The sequence below is a fragment of the Sorangium sp. So ce327 genome, assembly GCF_051530205.1.
GTDB classification, from domain to species: domain Bacteria; phylum Myxococcota_A; class Polyangia; order Polyangiales; family Polyangiaceae; genus Sorangium; species Sorangium cellulosum_B.
Map to the genome: position 1 here is coordinate 5,050,059 of NZ_CP150330.1, position 19,547 is coordinate 5,069,605.

At 71.8% G+C, this 19,547-nt stretch carries 11 protein-coding genes; 4 read left to right on the top strand and 7 right to left on the bottom strand.

Annotation, left to right across the window (positions count from 1 at the left end):
• Positions 1 to 16: 16 nt before the first annotated feature.
• Positions 17 to 199, bottom strand: coding sequence for a hypothetical protein (locus WME95_RS18915; protein WP_159397735.1), 183 nt, complete (start codon positions 197 to 199; stop codon positions 17 to 19).
• 531 nt (positions 200 to 730) lie between these two features.
• Positions 731 to 1,606 carry a sigma-70 family RNA polymerase sigma factor gene (locus WME95_RS18920; RefSeq protein WP_437284702.1) on the bottom strand — a complete coding sequence of 292 codons (876 nt, stop codon included), beginning with the start codon at positions 1,604 to 1,606 and terminating at the stop codon, positions 731 to 733.
• A gap of 459 nt (positions 1,607 to 2,065) precedes the next feature.
• On the opposite strand from WME95_RS18920, the gene WME95_RS18925 reads away from it, so the two are divergent.
• On the top strand, positions 2,066 to 6,490 hold the full coding sequence (locus tag WME95_RS18925) for an nSTAND1 domain-containing NTPase (RefSeq protein WP_437910999.1): 4,425 nt from the start codon (positions 2,066 to 2,068) through the stop codon (positions 6,488 to 6,490).
• A gap of 156 nt (positions 6,491 to 6,646) precedes the next feature.
• Here WME95_RS18925 and WME95_RS18930 read toward each other — a convergent pair whose 3' ends face one another.
• Genes WME95_RS18930 through WME95_RS18950 form a run of 5 tightly spaced genes read right to left on the bottom strand, consistent with a single transcriptional unit; the run spans position 6,647 to position 13,910 of the window.
• A complete protein-coding gene (locus WME95_RS18930) occupies positions 6,647 to 9,835 on the bottom strand; it encodes an efflux RND transporter permease subunit (RefSeq protein ID WP_437909753.1) in 3,189 nt (1,062 codons plus the stop codon).
• A gap of 8 nt (positions 9,836 to 9,843) precedes the next feature.
• A complete protein-coding gene (locus WME95_RS18935) occupies positions 9,844 to 11,022 on the bottom strand; it encodes an efflux RND transporter periplasmic adaptor subunit (RefSeq protein WP_437909754.1) in 1,179 nt (392 codons plus the stop codon).
• Positions 11,019 to 11,669: a hypothetical protein gene (locus tag WME95_RS18940; protein WP_437909755.1), complete on the bottom strand. Its 651-nt coding sequence runs from the start codon at positions 11,667 to 11,669 to the stop codon at positions 11,019 to 11,021. The genes WME95_RS18935 and WME95_RS18940 overlap by 4 nt, the downstream gene beginning before the upstream one ends.
• On the bottom strand, positions 11,666 to 12,970 hold the full coding sequence (locus WME95_RS18945; RefSeq protein ID WP_437909756.1) for a TolC family protein: 1,305 nt from the start codon (positions 12,968 to 12,970) through the stop codon (positions 11,666 to 11,668). Before WME95_RS18945 ends, WME95_RS18940 begins: the two co-directional genes overlap by 4 nt.
• Position 12,971: 1 nt before the next feature.
• Positions 12,972 to 13,910 (bottom strand): hypothetical protein, encoded by a 939-nt coding sequence (locus tag WME95_RS18950; protein WP_437909757.1) that lies wholly within the window; start codon positions 13,908 to 13,910, stop codon positions 12,972 to 12,974.
• A 268-nt stretch (positions 13,911 to 14,178) separates the two neighbouring features.
• Between WME95_RS18950 and WME95_RS18955 the strand changes: the two genes are divergently transcribed.
• The 3 genes from WME95_RS18955 (at position 14,179) to WME95_RS18965 (ending at position 19,543) form a co-directional block, all read left to right on the top strand.
• Positions 14,179 to 15,675 (top strand): sensor histidine kinase, encoded by a 1,497-nt coding sequence (locus WME95_RS18955; protein WP_437909758.1) that lies wholly within the window; start codon positions 14,179 to 14,181, stop codon positions 15,673 to 15,675.
• Entirely contained in the window at positions 15,672 to 17,087 is a 1,416-nt protein-coding gene (locus tag WME95_RS18960; RefSeq protein ID WP_437909759.1) for a sigma-54-dependent transcriptional regulator, read from the top strand. The genes WME95_RS18955 and WME95_RS18960 overlap by 4 nt, the downstream gene beginning before the upstream one ends.
• Before the next feature lie 206 nt (positions 17,088 to 17,293).
• Positions 17,294 to 19,543 (top strand): copper-transporting P-type ATPase, encoded by a 2,250-nt coding sequence (locus tag WME95_RS18965; RefSeq protein ID WP_437909760.1) that lies wholly within the window; start codon positions 17,294 to 17,296, stop codon positions 19,541 to 19,543.
• The last annotated feature ends 4 nt before the right edge of the window (positions 19,544 to 19,547 follow it).

Below are 19,547 nucleotides of genomic sequence, written 5' to 3' on the forward strand. Positions count from 1 at the left end.
GCGAGAGCTTCCATCGTCATTGCTTGGCGCTGCCTGGCGCTGTCCAACGGTGTTCAACGCTGTTCAAATCCATTTCAGCGACGTTTCTGTCTAGCGGATCGTATTCAGCGACCGCCGTGCGCAGGTATTTGTTGCCAGGGTAGTTCTCGGCGGCTTGCGTGTGCGAAGTGCCCCACCACCAGGCGAGGCCGGCGCTCACGAGGCCTCCGCCGGACTGCATGAAGGCGCCGCGCTCGCGGCGTCCGAGCTATCTGATCCTGTCGCATCGTGGGCGGGCGAGCACGCGAGCGGCGCCGACGCGAGGAGGGCGGCGGTGGCGAGGAAGGAGGCGAAGCGAGGGCGAGCAGGTCGTGAAGGCGTGCCCATCGGTACCCAGCGAGGAGAACGCGGCGCGCGGGTGATTGCGTCGTTCTTGATGCTCTTCGATTGCATGATGCTTATCGTTGTTTTTCTCGGCGATTTCGCCGATTCGTCTACAGCGCTCCCCCCCGCGGTGTGGCCAGATCCCTCCCCTCGGGAGGAGGACCGGGGCCCACATCGCTCTGCCCACTTGAAGGTCACTGCGACGTGGACGGAGTCTCAAAAATAGTTTGGCGAGGGCATGGCTACCCCGACGGCCGCAAACGTCCTTCGCGCGCGCGGGGCTAGCTTTTGTCTCCCGAGACAAGGCGGCACCCCACGTGCGCTACGCGAAGCGCAGCCCTCCCGCCGTACGTTTGCGAAAGGAGCTCTACTCGCGGAGGAGCGAGGCGACGCTCACGTCGAGCCGGCCCCGGATCAACCTGGCCAGGCTCGCGTACTGCGACTCGGTGAGGCCGAGCTTGGCGACGAGCTCCGCGCGCGTGCCCTCGCGCAGCGCCTCGCGCGCGGCCGCAAGCCAGCGCGCCGCCGTGGCGCGCCCGACCTGGTAATGCGCGCCCAGGACGTCGATGCTCAGGCCGTCGAGCAGGTGGAGGCGAAGCAGCGCGCGTTGCTTCGGCGAGAGGCGCCCCATCGCGACGCGCACGGCCTCTTCGAACTCGGCCTTGTAGCGCGCCTCGAGGTAGGCGGCCTCCACGTCGACGGAGGCGGCGATCTCCCGCTCCTCGTCGAGCGGGGTGCTCGCCATGTCCGCCTTGCGCCGCCGCAGGTTGATCGCGGTGCGTACCGCGATCACGCGCAGGAAAGTCCGGAGCGGCGCGCGCCCCGCGTACCCGGCAATCTTCGGCGTGGCCGAGGGCGGCGCGCTGAAGAGGCCCTCGAGGACCACCTGCCGGAGGTCGTCGGCGAAGGCGGGCGACGGCTCGACGCGGGCCGCCGCGCGCGCGATCACCCCGGAGAACTCCCGCTCGAACGCGGCGTGCGCACCCGGTACCCCGAGGACGCAGGCGCACGCCAGGTAGACGTCCGCCGCGAGCGACGGAGGCGGCAGCGCGCCGCCCGCGGCCGAGCAACGCTCGCCGAGGTAGCGCGCCAGCGCGGTCGCCTCGACGGCGATGGCCGGGAAGGCCGCCTGCCCCGCCTCGAAGAGCGCCGCGATCGTCGCGCCGGGATCGGCCTCGGGCATCACCCCGCCCCCGCCGAGGCCCGCCGCGAACGCAGAGGAGAGACCGCTCGCTCGATCCACCTGCGGAGAATGGCTGATGTCGGCGCGCCGTCAAGAAGGCGTGTCGCCTGACAGTCCCGCTCCGTGTGGTAAGAGTCGGGCACCATCGAGCCGACGTCGGACTGCCCCACGGACAACCAGCTCGCAGAGTACGCCGCGTATCCATCAGGTTTCGAGGCGATCGCGCACCACATCGACGGATGTGCGGTTTGCCGCGTCATCGTCGCTCGGCTGGCCGAGCTGGAGTTCAGGAGCGTGGCGGTGCCTCCGGGAGAATCCTTGCGTGGCGTCGCCGAGGGATCGCCGCCGGGGGAGGTCCTCCAGACCAGCGATCAGGACGACGCGACGGGCGCCCTCGGTCTCGCGCGGATCGCCACCGCAGCCCTGCGGTCGCGACCCCTGCACCCGGCGGTCGCGGCTCCGCAGGTGGACTCCACCCTCAAGCACTACGAGATCATCCGCGAGCTGGGCCAGGGTGGCATGGGCGTGGTCTACCTGGCCCGCGACACCAAGCTGGGCCGACTGGTCGCCGTCAAGGTCCTCCTCGAGTCCGACGGCCGGAGCGCCGAGCGCTTCCTCGCCGAGGCGCGGTCCACCGCGCGCTGCAAGCACGAGAACATCGTGGTGATCCACGAGGTGGACGAGGTCGACCGCGTTCCTTACATGGTGCTCGAGCACCTGGAGGGCCGCACGCTGCGCGCCTTCCTGGTCGAGCGAGGAGGGCCGCTGCCGCTGAGCCTCGCGGTCGAGCTGATGCTCCCGGTGGTGCGCGCGCTGGGCTGCGCCCACGCGCTCGGGATCGTGCACCGTGACCTCAAGCCGGAGAATGTCTTCTTGACCGAGGCGGGGCCGATCAAGGTGCTCGACTTCGGTATCGCCAAGCAGCTCGACGCCGACGAGATCGAGCGGCTCGCGGCCCAGGGCGCGAATTCGCGCTGGCTACCGGCGTTGACGCAGGAAGGAGCGCTCGTCGGCACCGTCCCGTACATGGCGCCGGAGCAATGGCGGGCGGAGAAGGTCGATCCCAGGACGGATCTGTGGGCCGTGGGGATCATGCTCTTCGAGCTCTGCACCGGGACGCACCCGCTCGCGCCGTTCGCGGTGGGGCAACTCGGGCAGGTTCGGCGTCTCGACGTGCCCATGCCGCGCGCAAGCGACACGCGTCCCGACCTGGGCGCGCTGGGCGACGTGATCGATCGCTGCCTGAAGAAGCGCCCGGACGAGCGCTTCGGCGGAACCGAGGAGCTCATCGCGGCGCTCGAGCCCTTGCTGCCGGGCGCGAAGGCGCCGGCGCTCCGCGAGGACGAGAGCCCCTTTGCCGGGCTGGGCGCGTTCCAGGAGGTGGACGCCGGGCGCTTCTTTGGGCGCGATCACGACGTCGCCGCGCTCGTCGGACGTCTTCGCAGCCAGCCGCTCGTGATGGTTGCCGGGCCGTCCGGCGCGGGAAAATCGTCGTTCGTGCGCGCGGGCGTGATCCCGGCGCTGAAGCGCTCGGGCGAGCCCTGGGAGGCGTTCACGCGCAGGCCGGGGCGAAGGCCGCTCCACGCGCTCGCCGACCTGCTCGCGCAGATCGCGGCCACGCCGGTGACGACGGGAGCTCCACCCGACGCGTCGAGCTCGCACGCCTTCTCCTCGGCGAGCGATCCCGATGCGCTCATCGCGGCCCTGCGCGCCCAGCCCGGCCTCCTGGGCGCCCGGCTGCGCGCGCGTTGCCGCAGCCAGAGCGCCGAGCACAAGATTCTCGTCTTCGTCGATCAGCTCGAGGAGCTTTACACGCAGGGCATCGATCCGGCGGAGCGGGCCGCGTTCGTCGCGTGCCTGGAGGGCGTCGCCGACGACGCGTTGTCCCCGCTCCGCGTCGTGCTCTGCATGCGCTCGGACTTCCTCGACCGGCTGGCCGAAGATCGCCGGCTCATGACCGAGGTGACCCGCGGGCTCTGGTTCCTGCCGCCCCTCGACCCGAACGGCCTCGTGGCGGCGCTGATGCGGCCGGTCGAGGCTCTCGGCTATCGCTTCGAGACCGCCGAGATGACCCTGGCGATGCTCCGCGCCCTGGAGAGCGCCGGCAGCCCCTTGCCGCTCTTGCAGTTCACCGCGACCAAGCTGTGGGAGGCGCGCGATCGGAGGCGCCGGCTCCTGACACAGGAGAGCTACGAAAAGCTCGGGGGGGTCGCAGGGGCGCTCTCCACCCATGCCGACGCGGTGCTCGCAGGTCTCTCGGGGATCGAGCAGAGCCTCTGCCGGGCGATCTTCCTCCGGCTGGTCTCACCCGAGCGGACGCGCGCCGTGGTGAGCTTGCCCGACCTGCGAGAGCTCGACGAACAGGTAGACGCCGTGGACCGGGTAGTCTTCCGCCTCTGCGAGGCGCGGCTGCTCTTGATCGAGACCGCCGAAGAGCGCGCGTTCCCGACGGTGGAGCTCGTGCACGAGTCGCTGATCGAGAGCTGGCCCAAGCTCGGGCGATGGCTGGACGACAACCAGGAGGCGGCGGAGTTCCTCGCGCGGGTGCGCCCCGCGGCCAAGCAATGGGAGGCGAGCGGCTGCGCCGACGGCCTGCTCTGGCGAGGCGAGGCGGCGGAGGAAGCCCGGCGCTGGCAGAAGCGGCAGGGCCCGGCGGCGGGCGCGCAGCAGGGCGCGCGGGAGGCGCGCTACCTCGCGGCGGTGGTGGCGCTGGGGGAGCGGGAACGACGGAGGAGGAGGCAGGTCGTCGCGGTGCTGTTCGGTGCCCTGAGCCTGGTCGTGCTCCTGGTCTCCGCTCTGGCGGTCCAATCGAAGCGGGCGGCGGAGAGGGCCGAGGCGGAGAGGGCCGAGGCAGAGCGCAGCGCCGCGAGCGCCCGGAATGCCACGCGGATGGCCGCGGCCCGCGAGTGCCAGGGAGACCCCACCACGATGCTCGCGCTACTCCGCGAGATCGAGCCGGGCCCGGCGCCGCCGGGATGGGGCGAGCTTGCGCGGTGGGCACGGGGTGCAGGCGTCGCCACGATGGTGCTCCTCCACGAGGATTTGGCCTGGTCTGCCGCATTCAGCCCCGACGGCCAGCGCGTCGTCTCCGCTTCGTGGGACAAGACGGTGCGCGTGTGGAACAGTGACGGCTCGGGACTGCCCCTCGTGCTCCGTGGTCATGAGGACCACGTCTTCGCGGCGGCGTTCAGCGCCGACGGCCAGCACATCGTCTCCGCGTCGGCAGATAAGACAGTGCGCGTGTGGAACGCTGACGGCTCGGGACTGCCCCTCGTGCTCCGTGGTCACGACGCTGTCGTCTATGCAGCAGCGTTTAGCCCTGACGGCCAGCGCATCGCCTCTGCGTCGTGGGACAAGACGGTGCGCGTGTGGAACAGTGACGGCTCGGGACTGCCCCTCGTGCTCCGTGGTCACGACGACCGCGTCTATGCGGCGGCATTCAGCCCCGACGGTCAGCGCATCGTCTCGGCGTCGATGGACAAGACAGTGCGTGTGTGGAACGCCGACGGTTCGGGCCAGCCCCTCGTGCTCCGTGGTCACGACGATTTCGTCTTTACGGCAGCGTGGAGCCCCGACGGCCGACGCATCGTCTCCGGGTCCGAAGACAGGACGATGCGCGTGTGGAACGCCGACGGCTCGGGCCAGCCCCTCGTGCTCCGTGGTCACGACGGTAGCGTCTATGGGGCGGCGTTTAGCCCCGACGGCCAGCGCATCGTCTCCGCGTCTTTTGACAAGACGGCGCGCGTGTGGAACGCCGACGGCTCGGGCCAGCCCCTCGTGTTCCGTGGTCACGCAGACCGCGTCCCTACGGCGGCGTGGAGCCCCGACGGCCAGCGTATCGTCTCCGCGTCCGAAGACAGGACGGTGCGCGTGTGGAACGCCGACGGCTCGGTCCGGCCCCTCGTGCTCCGTGGTCACAGCGACTGCGTCAACGCGGCGGCGTTCAGCCTCGATGGCCAGCGCATCGTCTCCGCCGCTTCTGACAGGACGGTGCGCGTGTGGAAGGCGGACGGCTTGGGCCAGCCCCTCGTGCTCCGTGGTTGCGACCATATCGTTGTTGGGGCGGCGTTCAGCCCCGACGGCCGGCGCATCGCCTCCGCGTCGTGGGACGGGACGGTGCGCGTGTGGAAGGCCGACGGCTCGGGCCAGCCCCTTGTGCTCCGTGGCCATGACGGTGGCGTCAATCCAGCGGCGTGGAGCCCTGACGGCCAGCGCATCGTCTCCGCGTCCCAAGACAGGACGGTGCGCGTGTGGAACGCCGATGGCTCGGGCCAGCCCCTCGTGCTCCGTGGTCACGACGCTGTCGTCTATGGGGCGGCGTGGAGCCCCGATGGCGGGCGCGTCGTCTCCGCGTCGAAAGACAAGACGGTGCGCGTGTGGAACGCCGATGGCTCGGGCCAGCCCCTCGTGCTCCGTGGTCACGACGGTGACGTCTTTAGGGCGGCGTGGAGCCCCGATGGCCAGCGCATCGTCTCCGCGTCCGAGGACAGGACGGTGCGCGTGTGGAAGGCCGACGGCTCGGGCCAGCCCCTCGTGCTCCTTGGACACGACGACCGCGTCTACGCGGCGGCGTTTAGCCCAGACGGCCAGCGCATCGTTTCCGCGTCGCAGGACAAGACTGTGCGCGTGTGGAAGGTCGACGGCACGGGACAACCCCTCGTGCTCCTTGGGCACGACGATGCCGTCAACACGGCGGTGTGGAGCCCCGATGGAAGGCGCATCGTCACGGCCTCGGACGACAAGACGGTGATCGTGTGGAGCGACCTCGAGCCGCTCTCGGGCGCCGACGACCCGAAGCTGTGGACCGCGACCAACTACTGCATGCCGCTCGACATCCGGCAGCGCCTGCTCGGCTTCCCGGAGGATCAGTCCCGCGCCGACCACGAGCGCTGCCAGCGTCGTGTCCGTGAGGTCCAGACGCAAGCCGCCTCGCCCGGGCGCTGATGGTCCGTGACCACCGACGTCGGCGCTGGCTTGCGGGCGCGCGCGCGTCGGCCTCGCCTGGGCTCCCCGGGACGTCGACTGCCATACGCCAGCGGCGCAGTGCAGGAGCCGTCGAGGTCCCCGTGGTCGGCGCAGCTCCCGCACCACGCGAGCATTTCAAGGCGCTCCGGCGCAGACCCCACGCTTTACGGCGACGCTCCCGCATTCATGCTGCGCCGCACCGGTGAGGTCGTCCTGGGCGCCGCCCGCGCTGTCCCGGGCGCGCGCCAGGCGCTCAGCGGAGCTGCGGCCGAACTTCAGGAACACCGCCGGCGTGACGACGATGTCGAGCAGCGTCGACGAGAGCAGGCCGCCGAGGATCACGACCGCGACGGGCTGCAGGATCTCCTTGCCCGGCTGACCCTTGGACAGCGCGATGGGCACGAGCGCCAGGGCGGCGGTGAGCGCGGTCATCAGCACCGGTACGAGGCGTTCCAGCGAGCCGCGGACGATCATCGCCTCACCGAACGACTCGCCCTCTTCCTTCATGAGGTGGATGTAGTGCGAGATCATCATGATGCCGTTGCGCGAGGCGATGCCGCAGAGCGTGATGAACCCGACGAGGGTCGCGACCGACAGGACCCCGCCGGTCAGAACGACGGCGAGCACCGAGCCGACCAGAGCGAGCGGGATGTTCAAGAGGATCTGGAGGGCCACGCTCCACGAGCGGAACTGGGAGTAGAGGACCACCAGCATCCCGGCGAGGCTCGCGATCGAGAGCAGCCCTATGAGCCGCGACGCCGAGCGCTGGCTCTCGAACTGCCCACCGTACGTCGCGTAGTATCCCGGCGGCTTCGGGATCGCGTCCACGGCGCGCTGGATGTTGCTCACGACTTGCTCCAGATCGCGTCCCGCCACGTTGGCCGAGACCACGATGCGCCGCTGCGTGTCGTCGCGGCTGATCTGGTTAGGCCCCATGCTCTCCGTCACGTCGGCGAGGTCGGCCAGCGGCACCTTCGCGCCGCTGGGCGTATCGACGAGCGTGCGCCGCAAGGCGTCGATGTCCTCGCGGAGCTCCGGCGGGTACCGCAGCACCACATCGATGGTCCGCTGCCCCTCCAGGAGCTGTGTGACGGTGCCGCCCGCGAGGGCGAGCTCGAGCATCTCCGAGAGCTGACCCGCGTTCACCCCGAGCTGCGCCGCGCGCTCCCGGTTCACCTTGATGGCGATCTGCGGGATGAGCACCTGCTGCTCGATCTGCAGGTCCTTCACCCCGGCGACGCCCTGCATCGCGTCGCGCGCCGCCTTCCCGAGGCGCCGCAGCTCGCCGAGATCCTCGCCGAAGATCTTCACGGCCACCTGCGCACGGACGCCCGAGAGCAGGTGGTCGAGCCGGTGCGAGATCGGCTGGCCCACGTTGATCGCGACGCCGGGGATCTTGTCGAGCTGGTCGCGGATGTCGCCGAGGATCGCCTCCCGCTCACGCTCCGACGCCCTGAGGTCGACATCGATTTCGGTGTAGTGGACCCCCTCCGCGTGCTCGTCCAGCTCGGCTCGGCCGGTCCGCCGCCCGGTCGACACGACCTCGGGGACCTCGTGGATCAGCTGCTCGGCGAGCGTGCCGAGGCGACCCGACTCGGCGAGCGACGTGCCCGGCCTGGCGATGACGTTCACGGTGAGCGTCCCCTCGTTGAACGGCGGGAGGAACTCGCCGCCCAGGAACGGCACCGTCGCCGCGGCGGCGAGGACCAGCGCGCCAGCAGCCACCATCACGGCCCCGGGGTGCCGCAGCGACGCCGCGAGCACGCGCCGGTCCGCGGCCTTGAGCTTGCGCACCAGCCAGCCGTCCTCGTGGCTCATGCGCTTCATGGACGGCAAGAGATACGAGCAGAGCGCGGGAGTGACCGTCAGGGATACAACCAGCGATGCAAGGATCGACACGATGTAGGCGACCCCGAGCGGAGCGAAGAGCCGCCCCTCGATGCCGCTCATGGCGAACAGGGGGACGAAGACCAGGACGACCAGGATCGTCGCGAAGACGATGGAGCTCCGGACCTCGCTCGACGCGTCGCGGATGACGTCGATCGCCGGCCGCGGCGAGGCGAGCGCCCTGTTCTCGCGCAGGCGCCGGAACACGTTCTCCACGTCCACGATGGCGTCGTCGACGAGCTCGCCGATCGCCACCGCGAGGCCGCCCAGCGTCATCGTGTTGACCGACAGGTCGAAGGCCCGGAACACGAGCGCGCTCGCGATGAACGAGAGCGGGATGGCGGTCAGCGTGATCGCGGTCGTCCGGAAGTTGAGCAGGAACAGGAAGAGGACGATCGTGACCAGGATCGCGCCGTCGCGCAGCGCCTCGACCACGTTGTGGACCGCGCTCTGGATGAAGGTCGCCTGCCGGAAGAGGCGCGGGTTGATGGTGACACCCGCGGGCATCGACCTCTGCAGCTCGGCCACGGCCTTGTCGATGCTGCCGGTGAGCGCGACGGTGTCGGCGCCCGGCTGCTTCTGCACCGAGAGGATCACGGCGGGCTTGCCGTCGATCGACCCGTCGCCGCGCTTGATGCGCGCGGCCTCTTTCACCGTGGCGACCTGCGCTAGGGTCACCGGCGTCCCGTTCCGCAGGGCGATGACGGTCGCGGCGATGTCCGCCTCGGTCCGGGCGCGGCCGAGCGTCCGCACGAGGAACTCCAGCCCCCGCCGGTCAACGTAACCGCCGGTGGTGTTGGCGTTCGCGCCGGTCAGGGCGCGCGAGATCTCGTCGAGCGACACCGCCGCGGCCGCGAGCCTGGCCGGGTCGACGGTGACCTGGATCTGGCGGACCTCGCCGCCGATGGGGATCACCTGCGCGACCCCCGGGATCGTGAGCAGCCGCGGCCGGATCACCCAGTCGGCCTGGGTCCGGAGGGTCATGGGCGAGACCCCATCGCCCTGCACCCCGATCAGCAGGATCTCCCCCATGATCGAGGCGACGGGCCCCATCTGCGGCGTGACGCCCTCCGGGAGCTGCTCCGTCACCGTGGCAAGGCGCTCGGCGACGAGCTGTCGGTCGCGGTAGATGTCCGTGGACCAGCCGAACTCGACGTACACGACGCTCAGGCCGACGCCCGAGGTGGAGCGCACGCGCTCGACCCCGGGCGCGCCGTTCATCACCCGCTCGAGCGGCACCGTGACCAGCGTCTCCACCTCCTCGGGCGCCAGCCCGGGAGCCTCGGTCATGAGGGTGACCGTCGGCCGATTCAGATCGGGAAAGACGTCGATCGGGAGCGTCAGGAGCGAGTACGTCCCGTAGACGAGCACCAGCGCCGCCGCGGCGATGACGAAGAGGCGGTTCCTGAGGGAGAAGCGGATCAGGGTGTCGAACATCGTTTCTGCTAGCCCCCGGCGGCGAGGAGGACGGCCATGGCGCCGTCGACGACCACGCGCTCTCCCGCTGTCACGCCCGCCGTGATCCCGATCGCGCCGGCGGACTTCGGCCCGATCGCGACCGCGCGCAGCTCGAACGTCTCGGGGCCGGTCTTCACGACGACGGTGGGTGTGCCGCTGCGATCGAGCAGCGCCGAACCCGGGACCACGACGCTCTCGACGGGCGCGCTCCCCGCCATGCCGATGTTGACGAGCGCGCCGACGCGCGCGCGCCGGTCCTTGTTGTCGAACTCGAAGAGCGCCTGGACGGTGCGGGTCGCCGGGTCGACCAGCGACGCGACGGCGAGGCGCCTGGCCTCGAAGCGCGCTGCGGGATCCGTGACGAGCGTCACCTCCGCTCGATCGCCCGCGAGGCGCGCCGCGTCCGCCTCCGGGATGCGCACGTCGACCCAGAGCGTCGCGAGATCGACGACGCGCCAGAGCTCGGTGCCCTCCGCGACCTGGGCGCCCGGGCTCACGCGGCCGGAGACCACCGTGCCGTCGATCGTCGCGCTGAGCCGCTGCGCGCCCGCCCCGCCCGAGAGCACCCCGACGTCCGCCCGGGCGCGCGCGACCTCGGCCCTGGCGATTTCCACCTCGGCCTCGGCGGCCTGGATGTCCTTCTCGGCGACGATCCCCTTGAGCTCGCGGCGTCGTGCGAGCTCGCGTTCGGCCAGGCCGAGCCGCGCCTCGGCTGCGGCGACCCGGGACGCGGCGTCGCTGCGCGACAGCCCGAGCTGCGCGCTCTCCGCGCCGCCCAGGCTCGGCCGGAGCGTCGCGAGGAGCTGCCCCTTCTTCACGTCGTCGCCGAGCCGGAGGAACCCGCCCTCGGGCGGGAAGAGCCGTCCGGACGTCGGGGCCACGACGGCCAGCTCGCCCGCGGGGCGCGCGACCACGGTGCCGATCTGCCCGAGGCTCGTGGCCAGCGCGCCGCGCTTCGCGCGCCCGGTGCGCAGCCCGAGCAGGAACTGGGTCTCGATCGGCACCCGGGCCGCGTTCGGGTCTGCCGCGGCGCTGGCTGCGGGCTTTGCCGGCACGCTGTGGTCCTCGCCGCCGTGCGCGTCGGCGCGCTCCCCGAGGCCCGTGACCGCGAGGGCCGAGGCGATCGCGAGCGCGGCGGTGATGGACAGGGATCGGGCGCGGCTCACGAGGCCCCCTGCGGGAGCGCGGAGGGATCCTCGGGACGACGGGTAGCGGCAGGCGGCTTCCGCCTCGAGCGACGCCCGAGCGCATACCCGATCCCGCCGCTGAGCACGGCCAGCGCTCCCGCGGCCGCCGCCAGACCGCCGAGGGGCACCTCCCGGCCCGGCGTCATCCCGGTCGGCGCGGCGGCGGGCGCGATGGCGCCGAAGCGCAGGTCCCCGACGAGCACGAGGTCGAAGGCGTCCCCCGCCTCGACCGACACGACCCCGTTGGCCGTTGCTCCTTCCGGGGCAGCGGGGAGCGCGACCTCATAAACGCCGGCGGCCGCCGTTTTCCCCGCGTCCGCGGCGAACGTCAGCCCGCCCTTCAGCTCGAGGCGGACATGCGCGCCTTCGACCGGCGCGCTGGAGTCGGCCCGAGCGACGTAGAGGCGCGCGGGCAACGGCCCTTCTGCCTTCTTGGCCGGGTACTTGATGACGACCGAGAACACCGCCGTTTCCCCGGACACGACGTGCTCTGTCCCGGTGCTCGCGGCGGTCGGCGCGGCGGGCGCAGCGTGATCCTCGCCGCCGTGCGCGGAGGCACGCGGGGCCGACGCGTAGATGGCGATGGCGAGCGCCACGGCACACGCGAGGTGCTTCTTGTGCATCATGGTTCTTCTCCGAGCGCGCGGGACAGCTCCGCGCGGGCTTTCAGGTAGGCGGCGCGCGCCTCGAGGATCTGGACGCGCGCGCGGGCGACGCGCTCGGCGCGGGTGAGGGTGTCGAACAGATCGATCTGCCCTGCGGCGTAGCCCTTCTCGACCATCGCCTGCGCCTCGTCGAGCCGGGGAGCGATGGCCTGCCACCGCGCGAGGGCCGCCCAGCTCGCGTCGACCGCGGACCTCGCGCGTGTGACCGCTGCGCTGATCTGCCGGGCGGCGATCGCGCCCTGCTCGCTGGCGGAGCTCGCGTCGGCGAGCGCGCGGGCTCGCTCGGCCTGGTTCCGGTCGAAGAACGGCAGCGGCACGGACAGCGTGATCTGGAGCTGCGTGCGCTGTTGCCGGACGCCGGTTGCCCCGTCCGGGCCGGCCAGGGCGGCATCGCGCTCTTCCCGCCCCATCTCGACCCCGAGGCCCAGCGTGGGCTCCGGGAGCGCGGCCCGTATGGCGAACGCGCGCCGTGCCTCGGCCTCTCCCATCCGGGCCCGCCAGAGCCCAACCTCGGGCCGGCTGCGGAGCGCGGCGGCCACGAGCACGTCGCGGCCGCGGGCGTCTGGCGGCCGGACCGGCGCCTCCGCGACGCGGAGGGACGAGGGCTCCGCGGCGGCGATGAGCACCCCGAGCCGCGCCTGCGCGCGCGCGAGCTCGGCCTTCGCGCCGGCGAGCTCGGTCGTCGCGCCGGCGCTCTCGGCGCTGGCCAGGATCGCGTCGAGATCCGACCGCTCACCGGCGCGGGAGGCCGCCGCGGTGCCAGCGGCAATGCCCTCGAACACCCGGTCGAGCTCGGTCCAGACGGCGAGCACGCGCTGCGCTCGCTCGAGCTCGATGAACGCCTCGGCCGCCTCGGCGAGCCCTTCGAGCTTCAGCACCGCCCCCTCCAGCTCCGCGACGGCGACCTTCTGCTGGCCGGCGCGCGCCGCTGTGGCCGCGACCCCGACAACGTCGAGCTCTTGCTCGATGCCCACCGAGAAGGTCCGGTCCTCCGGGTGTCCGAACGGGGCGCCGAGATCGACGCCCCCCGTGAGCACGGGGTTCGTGCGGGGCCAGCGCCCCGCGCCGGCCACTTCCGCGCGTGCAGCGCGCGCCCCCTGGCTCGCCTCCACGGTCGCGGGGGACCGCGCGGCGGCGCGTGCCTTCACCTGGGCCCACGTCAGCGTCTCGCCGCGGGCGCCCGGCGCGGGCACGAGCGTCAGCGTTGCAGCGAGGGCCGCGAACATCGCGTATCGGGTCCGGTGCGGCCGCCGGGTCGTCATCTCAGTGCCCCGCGTGGTCGTCGTGCCCCGCGTGGTCGTGCCCTGCGTGGTCGTGCCCCTTCTGGCCGTCGTGCCCCGCGTGGCCTTCGAGGTGGAACGCGAACCGGAGCGAGGTCGCGGTCCCTCCGGCCGGCGTGATGCTGAGCACCCCGTCCACGTGATCCTGCTTGATCGGGTCGATCTTGCCCCGGAGCACATCGGCCTTCTCGTCGTAAGCGAGCTGGGTCTCCTTCGCCCCCGCGACGACGGGCCGGAGGCTCGCCGTGACGCCCTTCGCGGAGCGAGGCTTCTCGGCCGAATCCAGCATCCAGACCGTGATGTCGCCGGTCTTCTCGAGCTTCACCTCGACATGGCCGCCTGCGAGCGACTGGACGACGCCGCCGTGGGGCGAGCCGTGGGCGTGGTCGCCCGCCGGGTGGTGGTCGGCGGCCGCGTCGGCGAAGGCCGCCGTTCCTTTGGCTGGCACCGTGAGCGTCATCTTCATCGGCGCGCCGCGGACCTTCAGATCCCAGGTGTAATCCCCGTTGTCCGGCGCCGGGCCCTTGGCCGAGAGCGAGCCCTTCGCCTCGTTCGGCGCGAGCGTCAGGGTCTGCTTCTCGCCCTTGCCCTTGGGCTCGATCGTGATGGTGCCGGAGACGTCCTTCGGCGGGATCGGCGTCCGGATCGCGTCGCTGACGTAGAGGTCGATGGCGCCGTCCGCCCCGACCACGACCTCGACGTGGTTGTCGCCCTCCATGGTGACCAGGCCTCCGTGACGAGCGTTGTGATCCGCGTGGGGGCGCGTGCTCGCGGCGCGGTCCTGGGGCGCATTCGTGGGGGGCGGCGCCGCGGCGGGAGCTTGTGTCGAGGCGGCGCTTTCGTGGTGGTGGCCAGTTGTCTCCTTCGTGGAGCAGGCCACAAGCGGGATCGAGACGAGCAGAGAGAGAAGGATTTGGCGCATCGTGCTTTCCTGGAGCCGAGGTTGTTGCCCTGGCGAGCGGGGTCCTCAGCAATCACCGCGCCAAGCGGCCGCGGCCCGGAATTCCGGGCTTCTGCGCGACGTCCGGTCCCCGCGGTGACCTCGACGGTCACGATCGTGTGACCGCTTCAGTCACAAACTGTCCCCCGCCGGGGCGGGGACCGCGTCGGCCGGGCCTGATCGGCGGCTCAGCGCGCCGGTCAGCGCTGATTGCGGCCCCGGTACGCAGCTTGCGAGGATGCACCCGTCCATGGCTCCGCCTCCCGCTCCACAGCGCCCGTATCGACTCCGCCGCCGGCTGCTCCTGGTCATCAGCCTCCTCGTCGCCCTGGTCGCCGTGAGCGGCGTCGCCACCGTGCTCACGGGCCTCGCGTCCCGCCGCGCGATCCTGGAGGCCCACGACCTCGAGGTGGCCTCCCGCCGGGCTGCGCTCCTCAGCGTCACCGCGCGCGAGCAGTACATCCACGAGGCCCACACGATCATCCTGCGCGACCGCTCCCACGTCGCGCACCACGACGTCTGGGTGAGCGAGCTCGGCGCGAAGCTCGCCGAGCTGCGGCCCGGCCTCGACGCCGAGGCGGCCACGAAGCTCGACGACATCGAGAAGACGAGCCGCGAGCTCAGCCAGCTCTTCTCCACGGTCATCCTCCCCGCCATCGATCGGCAGGACTCGCACGAGGTCCACCACGCGCACGACCGCGCGAACGCGCTCGTCGACCGGATGACGCAACATGCGGACAGCCTGGCGCGTCACTTCGACGAGCGCGCCATGGCCGCGGAGCGCCGGGCCGAGCAGTTCATCCGGTTCGCTTTGATCCTCGCGACGGCCGTCTGCGCGCTCGCCGCGGCGCTCGCCTTGATCGCCGGGCGCAGGCTCTGGCGCTCTTTCTCCACCCCGCTCTCCTCGCTCGAGCGCGTCGCCGGGCGCGTCACCGCTGGAGATCGCAGCGCCCGCGTCGAGCCGGTGGCCGCCGTGGAGCTCGTGGCGGTCGCCGACGCGTTCAACCGCATGCTGGACGCGCTGTCGCGCACCGAAGCCGAGCTGGTCGCCTCGGAGCGGCTGGCGGCGGTCGGCCGCGTCGCCGCGGGCGTCGCGCACGAGATCAACAACCCCATCGCCGTGATCCGCGGCTACGTGAAGACGATGGCGAAGGAGGCGGAGAAGCCCGAGCTCCGCGAGGAGCTCTCGATCCTCGACGAGGAAGCGGCGGCCTGCCAGCGGATCGCGGAGGAGCTGCTCATGTACGCGCGCTCTCCGATCCTCTCGCCGCGCCCGGTGCAGGCCGAGGAGCTCCTCAGGGACGCTGCCTCGCACTGCGACGGCGGGCCGGGGCGGCGCGACCAGGGCCCGCTCGTGGACGCCGAGCCGTCCTTCATCAACGTGGATCCGCTCCGGATCCGGCAGGTCATCGTCAACCTCGTGACCAACGCGCGCGAGGCGACCTCTGGACCCTCGGAACGTGATGAGATCCTCGTGCGCGGAAGGCGGCAGGACGATGGCTACCGGATCGAGGTCCTGGACCGGGGAGCCGGTGTTCCCGAGGAGGCGCGCGAGCGGCTCTTCGAGCCGTTCTTCACAACCCGCCGCGACGGCACCGGCCTCGGCCTCGCGGTCTGCTATGGTCTGGTGACCGCGCACGGCGGGAGCATCCGGGCGGAGCCCAGGCCGGGAGGCGGGTCCCAGTTCGTGATCGACTTGCCGGGCGTCCTCATCGAGGAAGCAAGGGAGAGCCAGGAGCGCGCATGAAGCCGACAGTGCTCGTCGTCGACGACAAGGCGAACATGCTGGCGCTGCTCTCCAAGGTGCTCGGCAAGAGCGCCAAGGTCCTGACGGCGCGGGGCGTGCGAACGGCGCTCCAGATCCTTGAAACCGAGCCGGTCACAACCGTCGTCTGCGATCTGCGCATGAACGACGGGGACGGGCTGGAGGTGCTCCGGGCAGTGCGCGCGCGCTGGCCCGGAGTGCCCTTCATCCTGATGACCGCGTATGCGTCGGTCCCGACCGCGGTCCAGGCCATGCGCGAGGGCGCCTATGATTACGTGACGAAGCCGTTCGACCCGGACGAGCTGCGCGCGCTGGTCGAGCGGGCCATGGCGCAGGCCGTGGTGCTGAAGGGCGAGCAGGAGACGCCGGACGCACAGGGCTTTGCGGGCATGACGGGGCGTTCGCCCGCGATGCGGGCGCTCTACCAGCTCATCGAGCGCGTGGCGCCGACGGACGCGACAGTGCTCATCCTCGGCGAGACAGGCACCGGGAAGGAGCTCGTGGCGCGCGCCATCCATGAGCACTCGTCCCGCGCGTCGCACCGCCCCATCGCCGTCAATTGCGCGGCCATCCCCCGTTCGCTCATCGAGAGCGAGCTCTTCGGCCACGCGCGCGGCTCGTTCACGGGCGCGGCCACGGATCGAGCGGGGCTCTTCGAGGAGGCGCACGGGAGCACGCTGTTCCTCGACGAGATCGGCGAGCTCAGGCCGACGGTCCAGGCGAAGCTCACGCGCGTGCTCGAGGAGCGGGCGGTGCGGCGCATCGGCGAGTCGCGCGAGCGCAAGGTGGATGTGCGGCTCATCAGCGCAACGCACCGCGACCTCCGGGCCATGGTCAAGACGGGCGCCCTCCGCGAGGACCTGTGGTTCCGGCTCAACGTCTGCGTCGTCGAGCTGCCCCCGCTGCGCGAGCGCGCGGAGGACATCCCGCACCTGGCGCAGCGGTTTCTCGCCGAGCGAGCGCCGCAGTCGCGCTCGTCCGCGACCGGGTTCTCGGCGGCGGCGATGAGCGCGCTCCAGATGTACCGGTGGCCTGGCAACGTGCGGGAGCTCAAGAGCGCCGTCGAGCGGGCGCTGGTCATCGAGACGACGAGCGAGATCCGCCTCGAGTCGCTGCCGTCCGAGGTGCAGGGGGCGAGCCCGCTCCGGCTCACGAGCTCGAGCGACGTGGACCTCGCTCAGCTCTCGTACCGGGAGGCGGTCGACGCGTCGCGCGAGGAGATGAACCGGCGCTACCTGGAGGCCGTGATGCGCCGCTTTCGCGGCGATGTGCTGAAGGCCGCCGCCCACGCGGGCGTCGAGCGGGAGAGCTTCTACCGGCTCCTCCGCCGCTGCGGCCTCTCCGCCGACGACTTCCGCGAGGAGCGCCGGGGCACGGACGGTTCGAAGAACTGAGCGGGGCATTCACCGCGAAAACATGGGCGAGCCGGCGCCTCGAACGCCGGAGACCCATTGACCTGCTCGCCCGCCATCGCGGGCGTCATTGGGCACCGCCTGCTGCGGGAGCGCCGGGCGGCCGCGCGAAGCGACGAGCGGCGCCCGCGGGGTGCTCGGGATGTAAGAAGTCCGAACCGCGAACGTCGGCGGGGGAGGGAGACGACATGAACCACGGGCATCACCACGACCACGGCCACCCTCACGAGCACGGCCGCCCTGCTCCTGCCGACCTGGACCGAGCGCAGACGAAGGATCCGGTCCCCGGGATGGCCCTGGAGCCGCTCGATCCGGCTCAGGCGACGCGCGTCGAGTACGTCTGCCCGATGCACCCCGAGGTCGTCCGCACGGAGCCGGGCTCCTGCCCGATCTGCGGGATGGCCCTCGAGCCGCGCGCGGTGACGCTCGAGGACGCGCCGAGCCCTGAGCTCGCGGACATGTCCCGGCGCTTCTGGATCAGCGTCCCGCCGAGCCTCGTTGTCCTCGTGCTGGGGATGTCCGAGATGATCCCGGGCCAGCCGGTACAGCAGCTCCTCGGCCGCTGGCTCGTCTGGATCGAGCTCGCCCTCACCACGCCCGTGGTGCTCTGGTGCGGCGCTCCGTTCTTCGAGCGCGGCTGGGCCTCGATCAGGACTCGGCACCTCAACATGTTCACCCTGATCGCCCTCGGCACGGGCGCCGCCTACGCGTACAGCGTCGTGGCCACGCTGGCGCCCGGCGTCTTCCCCCACTCGGTCCGCCACGGCGGAGCGGTCCCGGTCTACTTCGAGGCGGCCAGCGTCATCGTCTCGCTCGTGCTGCTCGGCCAGGTCCTCGAGCTCCGCGCCCGCAGCCGGACGAGCAGCGCGCTCAAGGCGCTCCTCGGCCTCGCCCCCAAGACCGCCAGGCGCATCGGCGCGGGCGGCCGCGAAGAGGACGTCTCTCTCGAGCTCGTGCAGCCAGGCGACCGGCTGCGCGTGCGGCCGGGGGAGAAGGTGCCTGTCGACGGCGAGGTCCTCGAGGGGAGCAGCGCGGTCGACGAGTCGATGGTCACGGGCGAGCCCATCCCGGTCGAGAAGACGCCCGGCGCCCGCGTGGTCGGCGGCACCGTCAACGGCACGGGCGGCTTCGTGATGCGGGCCGATCGCGTCGGGCGCGACACCCTGCTCGCCCGGATCGTCCAGATGGTGGGCGAGGCCCAGCGCAGCCGCGCCCCCATCCAGCGCCTCGCGGATGCCGTCGCCGCGTACTTCGTGCCCGCCGTGATCGCGATCGCGGCGCTGACCTTCGTGGTCTGGCTGCTCGTCGGGCCGGAGCCCAGGCTCTCCCACGCGCTCGTCAACGCGGTGGCCGTGCTCATCATCGCGTGCCCGTGCGCGCTCGGCCTCGCCACGCCCATCTCGATCATGGTCGGGACGGGGCGCGGCGCGACGGCCGGTATCCTGATCAAGAACGCCGAGGCGCTCGAGACCTTCGAGAAGGTCGACACCCTCGTGGTCGACAAGACTGGCACCCTCACCGAGGGCAAGCCGAAGCTCGCCTCCGTGGCGACGCTGGGCGACCTCCCGACGAACGAGATCCTCAGGCTCGCGGCGAGCCTGGAGCGCGGGAGCGAGCACCCGCTCGCGAGCGCGATCGTCGCCGGGGCCCTCGAGCAGGAGCTCGAGCTCCTGCCGGCAGAAGGGTTCCGGTCGATCACGGGCAAGGGCGTGGTGGGCACGGTGGCCGGGCGCTCGGTCGCGCTCGGCAACCTCAAGCTCTTCGAGGAGCTCGGTATCCCGCCGGATGATCTCCCGCGTCGAGCCGAGGAGCGCCGTCAAGAAGGCCAGACGGCGATGCTCGTGGCGGTGGATGGCAAGGCGGCTGGCATCGTCGGCGTGGCCGACCCGGTGCGCGCCTCGACCGGCGAGGCCGTCCGTCTCCTCCGCGAGGAGGGCATCCACCTGATCATGCTCACCGGCGACAGCCGCACGACGGCGGAGGCGGTCGCGCGGAAGCTCGGCATCGAGCACGTCGAGGCCGAGGTGTTGCCCGATCAGAAGGCCGCGGTCGTGAAGCGCCTCCAGGTTGAAGGCCGCATCGTGGCGATGACGGGCGACGGTATCAACGACGCGCCCGCGCTCGCGCAGTCGCACGTCGGCGTCGCCATGGGCACCGGGACCGACGTCGCCATCGAGAGCGCCGGGATCACGCTCGTGCGCGGCGACCTCCGCGGGCTGCTGCGCGCGCGGAAGCTGAGCCGGGCGACGATGCGCAACATCCGACAGAACCTGTTCTTTGCGTTCGTCTACAACGCGCTCGGCGTGCCGGTCGCGGCGGGCGTCCTCTATCCCGTCCTCGGGCTGCTGCTCAGCCCCATGATCGCCAGCGCGGCGATGAGCCTGAGCTCGGTGTCCGTCATCGGCAACGCCCTCCGGCTGCGCCGGGTCGACCTCTGATCGA